This window comes from Rhizobium esperanzae, from assembly GCF_014197615.1.
GTDB classification, from domain to species: domain Bacteria; phylum Pseudomonadota; class Alphaproteobacteria; order Rhizobiales; family Rhizobiaceae; genus Rhizobium; species Rhizobium esperanzae_A.
In genome coordinates this window covers 21,529-30,524 of record NZ_JACIFY010000033.1, presented here as the reverse complement: position 1 = coordinate 30,524, position 8,996 = coordinate 21,529, and the positions used below count along the sequence as shown (strand labels likewise).

The window sequence follows — 8,996 nt, the reverse complement described above, 5'->3', positions numbered from 1 at the left end:
CGATCCATCGCAACCTCCAAATCAACGGAGAGTCCTTGAATCTATTTGACGCAATAAAACAACTGCTTACTCGCCATATGCGATTCCCCTGCCCCACAAGGGGGGAGATTGGCAAGAGGCGAACACTTCATCGCTCTCTTTCAATATACGGATCCAAGCGGTCGTTGTTTGGGGAAGCCCGTGCCCCCCACAAGGGGGGAGATCGGCAAGAGGCGAACACTTCGTCCCTCTCTATCGATATTCTGGTGTGAGCGGCCGTTGTTTGGGGAAACCCTAAAGCCCAGCCGATCTCCCCCCTTGTGGGGGAGATGCCCGGCAGGGCAGAGGGGGGTGCCACACGACGCCCCCTAACCTTCGCCTACGCCGCCTCTTCCTTCTGAGCCGCACCCTCCGCCAGCTTGCGGGCGGCGACGAAATCGACCTTGCCGGAGCCCAGCACCGGCACCTTGCCGATGGTGACCTCGGCCGGGACCATCATGTCCATGGCGCCCTTCGACTTGGCGAAGGCGAGGAATTCGGTGCGGGTGGCGGTTTCGGCGTCGGTCAAGAGCACCAGGCGCTCGCCCTTCTTCGGGTCGGGCAGCGAGGAGACGACCGAGAGCGCGCCGGGCCAGAGTTCGGCGGCGAGCGCTTCGATCGCCGCCAGCGACACCATTTCGCCGCCGATCTTGGCGAAGCGTTTGGCGCGACCGCGGATCTTGACGAAGCCGTCCTCGTCGATGGTGACGATGTCGCCGGTGTCGTGCCAGCCATCGGCGAGCGGTTCGAGCACGCCGGGGTTTTCGGCACGGAGATAACCGGCCATCACATTGGCGCCGCGCACATGCAGGCGGCCGCCCTCATCGATGCCGGGCACCGGTTCGAGCTTCCATTCCATGCCCGGGAGGATTTTACCGACCGTGCCGGAGCGGTTGTACATCGGCGTGTTGATGGAAATCACCGGCGCCGTCTCGGTGACGCCGTAGCCTTCGAGGATGCGCAGGCCGAATTTTTCCATATAGGTGTGGCGGGTTGCCGCCTTCACCGGCTCGGCGCCGGCGAAGATATAGCGGATCGAGCGGAAATCGTAAGGATGCGCGGTCCTGGCATAACCGTTGAGGAAAGTATCGGTGCCGAAGATGATCGTGGCGTTGGAGACATAGATCAGCTCCGGCACGATGCGGTAATGCAGCGGCGAGGGATAGAAATAGACCGGCACGCCCGAGATCAGCGGCAGCACGGTGCCGGCCGTCAGCCCGAAGGAATGGAAGACCGGCAGGATGTTGAACACCTTGTCGCCGCTGTGGAAATCGATGCGGGCGGCGGCCTGGGCGGCGTTCGACAGCACGTTGCGGTGGGTCAGCACCACGCCCTTCGGCGTGCCCTCCGAGCCCGAGGTGAAGAGGATGACGGCGGGATCGTCGGCCTGGCGCTTGACGAGCGGCCGCGCCTTGCGCAGAAGCCCGACGAGCTTGTCCTTGAAGCCGATTTCGGCTCTGAGATCATCGAGCCAGACGATCGTCAGCTGCTTTTCCAGCTCCTCGATCACAGGGCCGAGCTTGGCCTGGGTGACGAAGGCGCGCGAGGTCAGCACGTGTTTCACCTCCGCCGCCTTGCAGGCCGAGAGGATGTTGGCGGCACCCGCGGTGAAGTTCAGCATCGCCGGCACCTTGCCCGCGCTCATGACGCCGAGAAGGGTGGCGGCGGCGCCATTGGCATTCGGCAGCATGACGCCAAGGTTCTGCTCCGGGAAGCGGGCGCGGAATTTGGCGCCGAGCACGGCGGCCCCGGTCAAGAGCTTGCCATAGGTCAGCCGGCCGGTGACCGGATCTTCGACGGCAAGCTTCTTCATGCCGAATTCGTGGCCGGCCTCAATGACGCGCTCGAGCACGGTCGAGGAGGTATCGGCGGTGCGGAACAACAGGTTCGACATCACCTGATAAAGTGCTGCCCCCGCCGCCGTGCGGCGCTTGCGGCCTTTCAGCTCCGGCGGCACTTCCAGCTTCACCGGCTCGAGAATGGTGACTTTGACCTTGGGAAACAGCCGGCGGCGGATCTTGCCGTCGTCGAGATAGGAGAAATAGGTCTTCTCCAGCCCGTCGATCTTGACCGGCACCACCATCGAGCCGGTCTTGTCGGCGACCATGGCGGCGCCATCATAGACCTTCATCAGCGTGCCGGTCACCGTCAGGCGGCCTTCGGGGAAGATGCCGATCGGGTTGCCTTCCTGCGCCACCTTGATCAGCGAGCGCGTCGCCATCGGCTTGGTGGGGTCAAGAGGCAGGAACTTGCACATTTTCAGGAAGGGGCGCACCCACCAGGCCTGGGCGATCTTGTAATCGACGGCAAAGACCGGCTCTTCCTCGGTGATGGCGAGCGCCAAGGCCCCATCGAGCAGGCTCACATGGTTCAGCGCAATGATCGGCGCCGGGCCGGCCTTCTTGATATTCTCCAGCCCCTCGACCTCGAGCCGCATAAAGGCGCGGAACAGGATCGAGATGAAATCGCGGAAGGCATTGGTCGGCAGCGTCTTCAGCATCAGCCAGGCAACGGCAAAGTTGAGGATGCCGAGGCCGACCAGGATCTGCGGAATGGAAGCGCCGAGCGCCTGGATGACGGCGACGAGGCCGAGGCCGACGGTGATGAACAGCGCCGACAGCACATTGGCGGCGCCGATGACGCGGGCGCGGCGATCCTCATGCGCCCAGGTCTGCAGGCCGGCGAAAGTCGGCACGGCGATGAAGGCGCCCGAGATTGCCATGCCGGCGAGATCGATGGCGACGCGGATGGTATTCTGGCCGGCGAAGAAATCGAGGATCGTCGTCGCATGCGAGGTCGACTGCAGACCCCAGAGGTTCCAGGCGAGATCGAGGCTGAAGAGGCCGAGCAGCGCGGTGCCGACCGGTGCCGGCAGCAGCACGATGCGGCCCGACGACATCCAGGCGGCAATGCCGGAGCCGACGGCGACGGCGATGGCAAAAACGGTGAGATAGGCCGGCACGACGAGCTCGGAGCCGCCGAGCAGGTCTGTCACCATCGTCGGCAGGATGGAGAGGGTGAAGGCGCCGACCAGCCAGAACCAGCAGTTCATCAGCGCCGAGCGCCACAGGCGCTTATCCTCACGGATTTCCATGACCAGCGTGTAGCTGGAGCGGATGACATTGCGGTCGATCTGAAGATCCGGCGCCTTGGAGCCGGTCGCCGGGATCAGGCGGGCGGAGAGCCAGCAGAGCACCGACAGGCCCATCATCATCGAGCCGAAGAGCACGACATTGTCGCCGCTGGAGAAGGCAAGGGCTGCGATGATCGTGCCGCCGAGAATGGCGATGAAGGTGCCGCCCTCGATCCAGGCATTGGCCTTCGGCAGGTCGCGGCGTTCGAGATGATCGGGCAGGATGCCGTATTTGATCGGCCCGAACAACGCCGAGATGATGCCGAAGCCGAAGAGGGCCGCCATCAGCACAAAAATCGAGGAGAAGCCGAGACCGACGACGGCAAGGGCGGCAATGCCGATTTCTGAGCGTTTCAGGAGTTCCGCCACCTTGGCCTTGTCGTGCTTGTCGGCGATTTCGCCGCCGAGCGCCGAGAGCAGCAGGAAGGGCACGATGAGGATGACGCCGGCAAGCGTCACCAGAGCCGCGCCCTCGTTTGCCGACATCTTGAAGAGGATGAGGAAAACGAGCGTATTCTTGAGGAAATTGTCGTTGAAGGCGGTCAGGAACTGCGTCCAGAACAGCGGCGCGAATTTCCTCGATGTCATCAGCTTGTGTTGCACGGCGGGACCCTCTTTCGATTGGCAGAGAAGGCCACAGAGTTGTTACGCAAAAGTTGAATGCGGCAACAACTCTGCGATGTGGTTAAGGAAGATCAATCTTCATCGCTACGATTGAATTTGACCAGCAGCTTTTCGGTGCGGGCATCTTCGACCTTGCGGATCAGCTTCTCGGATTCGGCATTGTCGCGCAGCGTCTTGGTGATGTTCACCGTCGTCTGCACCAGCATCAATATGCCCATGGCGAGATAACCTTTGCCCCAGAGATCGAGCGGCATCATGTAGAGGCCGAGCGCCAGCATGAAGGCGGCCGAGCCGAAGGAGATGTAGGAGAAGCTGACCCAGCTGGCGGAGTGTTTCTGGAAACTGTCGTTCATGATCGTAATCCTTGTGTTCAGTGGATGGAATGGGAACGGGATGCGGTTCAGGCGGCCGGGCTGACCCGGCCCTTCAGGCGGGCCAGCACGTCATCGGCTGATGTGTGCAGCGGCGGGCCGAAGCCGGCATTGGCAAGCTTCTCGATGATGCCGGCCGGCCGCGTCGCGCCTTCCATCTCCTTCAGCGCTGCTGCTGTCAGCTCGTTCTGGCTCTGGCGCAGGCGAAGGCGGGCGAGCGTCTCCTCGGCATCGTCGAGCGTGGCAAAGCCGGGGCCGCTGACGACGACATTAAGCTTCTGGGCATCTTGCGTGGCGCGGGCCAGCCGCTCGCCGCGCTGCAGCTCCTGCAGCCTGGCTTCGGAGGCACGCACGATCGCCTTCAGCTTGTCGATCGCGCCGACGAACTGGCTCTGCGCCTTCTCAGACGCATCGCGCTCGGCTTCGAGAAAGGCGATCGCCTCGGCCGCTTCGCGGGCGAGCGCCTCATTGCCCCTAGCAAGGGCCGCGGTGGCGCGGCTTTCCAGATCGGCGATGCGGGCGAGGATCGTCGCGTGCTGGCCCTTTTCCTGCTCGTTCTGGGCGATGGCGACGGCGACGCTGCGGCGCGCCTGCTGGATCGCCTGGGCCGCATCGCGGATCTGCTGGGCCAGCAGCGGCACGGCGTGGCGATCGGCAAAGGCCTGTTCGGCATCATGCGCCCTGCCCCGCAGCAAAATGGAAATCAGTTTGAACATTTGCTTCCTCCGGTTTATGAACGTTGTTCACGAGATGAGTTATGGCAGAATCGTGAACGCTGTTCAAGAATAATTTTGAACGACGTTCAAAAAATTCGAAAGGGAATGGTTAATGGCCGGTCGACGGGAAGAAAAACGCGAAGATCTAAAAGCCCGGCTGATCGAGGCAGCGCGCGAGCGCATCGCCCGCGACGGGCTCGCCAACCTCCGAGCCCGCGACATCACCCAGGATGCCGGCTGCGCGCTCGGCGGCCTCTACACCGTCTTCTCAGACCTCGCCGAACTCGTCATCCACGTCAATTCCGCGACGCTGAAGGCGCTGGAGGCACGCCTCACCCTTGCCGAGGCCAAGGAAAAGAGCCCGACCGACCGGCTGCGCAACCTCGCCCAGGGCTACCTCGCCTTCGCCGTCGAACACCGCAATCTCTGGAAGGCGCTGTTCGAACACTCCCCCCCGGAAACCAGCCCGACGCCGCAATGGCACCTCGACGAACACCTCTTCCTGATGGACGTGATCGCCGAACCGCTGGCCGAACTGCAGCCCGACATGCCCGCAGAAGACCGCGCCATCCGCGCGCGCACGCTGTTTGGCGCGGTGCATGGGGTGGTCAGCATCAGCCTGGAGGGGCGCTTCGTGGGCTTGCCGCTGGAGCGGCTGGCACGCGAGGTGGACGAGCTGGTGCAGACGATTGCGGCGGGGGCGGAGCTGCGGCGGCAGGGGATGTGAGTGCGGCCAGCGGTGGGTTGGGCGCCCGGCAGTGGGTTTGGCAGGCACGCTCCCCCACGCGCCGTCTTCCTCGGCCTTGAGCCGAGGATCCATGCCGCGAGCATTGTGCTGGCCTTCGGCAGACAGAGCAGCATCATCCGACTGACGGCCTTGCGGTTCCGGCCTAAGCCCCACCCCACTCTCCGTCATCCCAGGGCTTGACCTGGCTTGACCCTGGGATCCATGACGTTGCCGTTTTCGCCGAGCCCCACACCATCCTCCGTCATCCCAGGCCTTGATGTAAGGCCTGGGATGACGGAGTGTGTGGAGACGCCCCGCCAAACTCCAACCTCCTCGCACCCACACGCCGCTGGAATTGCCCTAGCATCCCGCCTCTTGCCGATCGCATCCTCCCACCCTCCTCGTCCTCAGGCTTGACCCGAGCACCCCTCCCCAAGCACTCTGTGCCCACCCCACGCCGCACGCGAAAGGAACCCTCATGAGCCGCATCTTCATCACAGGTTCCACCGATGGCCTCGGCCTCGCCGCCGCCCGCACCCTCATCCGCGAAGGCCACGAGGTCGTCCTGCACGCCCGCTCCCGCGAGCGCGCCGCCGCCATATCAGAAACCGCCGCCGCCCTCGGCCTCGTCATCGGCGATCTCGCCAGTGCTGCGGAAACCCGCTCGATCGCCGAACAACTCAACGCCATCGGCCGCATGGACGCCATCATCCACAATGCCGGCATTTACCTCGAGCACAGCCGCGGCGAAACGCCCGAAGGCCACGCCAAGACGCTGGCCGTCAACACGCTCGCCCCCTATCTGCTCACCGCCTGGATCACCCGGCCCCACCGCCTGATCTATCTCACCAGCGGCATGCACCGCAGCGGCAGCGGCGCGCTTGACGATATCGACTGGAAGAAGCGGCCCTGGAGCGCCAGCCAGGCCTATTCCGAAAGCAAACTCTACATCGCCACGCTGGCCGCCGCCATCGCCCGCCACTGGCCGGATGTGCTGAGCAATTCAGTCGACCCCGGCTGGGTGCCGACCAAGATGGGCGGCGCCGGCGCGCCGGATGATCTGGAGATGGGGCATCTGACGCAGACGTGGCTTGCGACGAGCGAGGACGAAGTCGCGAAGGTGAGCGGCGGGTATTGGTATCACCGCCAGCAGCGAGAGGCTGCGGCAGAGGTGGGTGATGTTGGGTTTCAGGATGCGTTGGCGGAGAGGCTTGCGGGGTTGACGGGCGTAAGACTGTTTGCAAACAGCCGGTAAAGAACAAGATAACTGCGCCCATCCGCGCGTCGTCTTAACCGGCGTCTACAACGTCGTCGGCGGCAGTGACCAAAACCGTTTCGTGCGGTTGCCGCTGCACCAGCTTTCCCATTGCGGAGGCGGCAGAGTGGAGGAGGTTAGAAGTCGGTGCGAAGAGCTATTGGCAGACGCTGAGCGAGCAAAACGTTAAAAAGGCGGCCCGTATAAAAAAACGTCGTCGAGAGAAATTGCAACGCGCGCAATCCTTAAATTATTGCTAAAGACCGGCTAGTGCTTCGCTTGCAGCACCGTTGCAACAGTCGGAATGTTATAATGGCAGCACAATAGACTCCCGCGCGACGGTGGTGTTGAAAGCTTGGCGCACGTTCGGCGACGCAGAGTCGATTCGGGAACTGGGGGCAAGTCAAATGGCTCAAATCACTTTAGAACAAACTTTCGCAAAAAATGCACCAGCAGGCCTGTCGCGCACTGTTCCTAATACGAAATCGGAGAGCAAGGTGGATGTCTATTTCTCAGCCGACATTGAGACTGACGGACCGATCCCAGGGCCGTACTCGATCCTGTCATTTGCATTGGTCTATGCAGGCAGTTACGACGGGAAGACATTCAAGCGCCCGCGGGACTATGACAACCATTTTTACCGCGAGCTTCAGCCAATCTCAAACGAGTACGAACCTGAGGCATTGGCCGTCAACGGGCTTGATCGAGATCTACTAATTCAAACCGGCATGCTGCCTGCGCAAGCTATGCGCGAAGCAAATGAATGGGTTCGCAAAACAGCGGGAGATGGTAACCCCGTTTTTGTCGCATATCCGCTTAGCTTCGATTGGACATGGCTATATTGGTACTTCGTTCGCTTCTCAAAGCGCGGGTCACCGTTCGGTCATTCGCGTTGTTTTGATATCAAAACAGCGGTTTCCGTGAAGAGTGGCTTTCCAATTGCAGGCTCGGGACGGTCTAGATTGCCGAATGAGCTGCTGCCCAAGCGTGCACACACGCACCACGCACTTGATGATGCAATTGAGCAAGCTGAGATATTTGCAAACGTTTTTGAATGGGAGGTTTAAGGTTGGAGTACTTAGACAGTAGAAAAGCCGACACACAAGCACGGATCAAGCAGCTTCAGTCTGAATTGACTGATGCTGATGGCCGACTCGGCAACAAAGCGTGCGTTTATGCCACCGGTTCGTTTGGTCGTTTAGAAGTCGGCACAAATAGCGACCTCGACCTTTTCATCGTCAGCAAAATTGGGGAAGTCGATGGCGTTGTCACGAGCCAGCTTCGTCATCTTGATGCTATTCTAGTCAAAGCCGACCTAATTAGCGCCATTCGTAAATTAGGCATTCCAGACTTCGACGCTGATGGTAAGTATCTTGGCCATTATTCCGTGCGGCAGTTCACCGGGTCATTGGGGGCACCCGATGATGATGCGAACAACACGCTAACCGGTCGACTCTTACTATTCTTGGAAAGCCAGCCGCTTCTTGGGGCGGAGGCTTACAGCGATATCATAGATGATGTGATCGCCTCGTATTGGAGAGACTACGGCGACCATGCTGAAGCATTCATGCCCGCTTTCCTCGCCAACGACATTCTACGCCTTTGGCGCACGTTCTGTGTAAATTATGAGGCGAGGACGGAGCGTAATCCCGTAGAAAAGAAAATTGAAGGCAAGATAAAGAACTATAAGCTCAAACATAGCCGAATGCTTACGTGCTATTCAGCCCTCTTATATCTCTTGGGTGTCTTTAAGCTCGAAGGCACGGTCTCGCCAAAGCATGCAAAATGCATGACGCAGCTAACCCCTACCGCTCGCCTAAGTTGGCTTCTCCAGCAAGCTGAGTTCAAAACCATCCACAGCTCCACCAGCCAGCTGTTGGAAAAGTACGCCGAATTCTTGGAAAAGACGGATAGGCCGAAAGATGAGTTAGCAGCTGCATTCAGCGAAAAGAGCGGAGAATGGATGGCAGGCTCCTATGCTTTTGGAGACCTTATGTTTGAGGCGCTTTCGACCTTGGGAGAGCAAAATAAGTTTTACCGCCTGATTGTGGTTTAAGTTAAAGGGCTTGCCAAATGGTGACTGTTCACAACAGAGTCCGCAGATGGACGGCGGAGTGAGCCGAATAATACGGTGATTTTCGATCGGGTCTCC

General features: G+C 60.8%; 7 protein-coding genes. 4 read left to right on the top strand and 3 right to left on the bottom strand.

Annotation, left to right across the window (positions count from 1 at the left end; translation table 11 throughout):
* Window positions 1-358: 358 nt before the first annotated feature.
* The 3 genes from GGD57_RS28325 to GGD57_RS28315 all read right to left on the bottom strand — a co-directional run bounded on the left by GGD57_RS28325 (window position 359) and on the right by GGD57_RS28315 (window position 4,862).
* The gene (locus GGD57_RS28325) at window positions 359-3,754 is read right to left on the bottom strand and encodes an acyl-[ACP]--phospholipid O-acyltransferase (protein ID WP_184473483.1); all 3,396 of its coding nucleotides are present in this window, start codon (window positions 3,752-3,754) and stop codon (window positions 359-361) included.
* 92 nt (window positions 3,755-3,846) lie between these two features.
* The gene (locus GGD57_RS28320) at window positions 3,847-4,128 is read right to left on the bottom strand and encodes a YiaA/YiaB family inner membrane protein (RefSeq protein WP_003569708.1); all 282 of its coding nucleotides are present in this window, start codon (window positions 4,126-4,128) and stop codon (window positions 3,847-3,849) included.
* Between the two features lie 47 nt (window positions 4,129-4,175).
* A complete protein-coding gene (locus GGD57_RS28315) occupies window positions 4,176-4,862 on the bottom strand; it encodes a PspA/IM30 family protein (protein ID WP_184473482.1) in 687 nt (228 codons plus the stop codon).
* A 112-nt stretch (window positions 4,863-4,974) separates the two neighbouring features.
* Between GGD57_RS28315 and GGD57_RS28310 the strand changes: the two genes are divergently transcribed.
* The 4 genes from GGD57_RS28310 (at window position 4,975) to GGD57_RS28295 (ending at window position 8,900) form a co-directional block, all read left to right on the top strand.
* Entirely contained in the window at window positions 4,975-5,589 is a 615-nt protein-coding gene (locus tag GGD57_RS28310; protein ID WP_184473481.1) for a TetR/AcrR family transcriptional regulator, read from the top strand.
* Between the two features lie 478 nt (window positions 5,590-6,067).
* Entirely contained in the window at window positions 6,068-6,844 is a 777-nt protein-coding gene (locus GGD57_RS28305; protein ID WP_184473480.1) for an SDR family NAD(P)-dependent oxidoreductase, read from the top strand.
* Window positions 6,845-7,251: 407 nt separating this feature from the next.
* Window positions 7,252-7,911 (top strand): 3'-5' exonuclease, encoded by a 660-nt coding sequence (locus GGD57_RS28300; RefSeq protein ID WP_184473479.1) that lies wholly within the window; start codon window positions 7,252-7,254, stop codon window positions 7,909-7,911.
* A 2-nt stretch (window positions 7,912-7,913) separates the two neighbouring features.
* The gene (locus GGD57_RS28295) at window positions 7,914-8,900 is read left to right on the top strand and encodes a hypothetical protein (RefSeq protein WP_184473478.1); all 987 of its coding nucleotides are present in this window, start codon (window positions 7,914-7,916) and stop codon (window positions 8,898-8,900) included.
* Window positions 8,901-8,996: the final 96 nt, after the last annotated feature.

Excerpts from the sequence above, each read along its gene's own strand:
- GGD57_RS28320 (WP_003569708.1), bottom strand. The coding sequence starts at position 4,128 with ATGAACGACAGTTTCCAGAAACACTCCGCCAGCTGGGTCAGCTTCTCC.
- GGD57_RS28315 (WP_184473482.1), bottom strand. The coding sequence starts at position 4,862 with ATGTTCAAACTGATTTCCATTTTGCTGCGGGGCAGGGCGCATGATGCC.
- GGD57_RS28310 (WP_184473481.1), top strand. The coding sequence starts at position 4,975 with ATGGCCGGTCGACGGGAAGAAAAACGCGAAGATCTAAAAGCCCGGCTG.
- GGD57_RS28305 (WP_184473480.1), top strand. The coding sequence starts at position 6,068 with ATGAGCCGCATCTTCATCACAGGTTCCACCGATGGCCTCGGCCTCGCC.
- GGD57_RS28300 (WP_184473479.1), top strand. The coding sequence starts at position 7,252 with ATGGCTCAAATCACTTTAGAACAAACTTTCGCAAAAAATGCACCAGCA.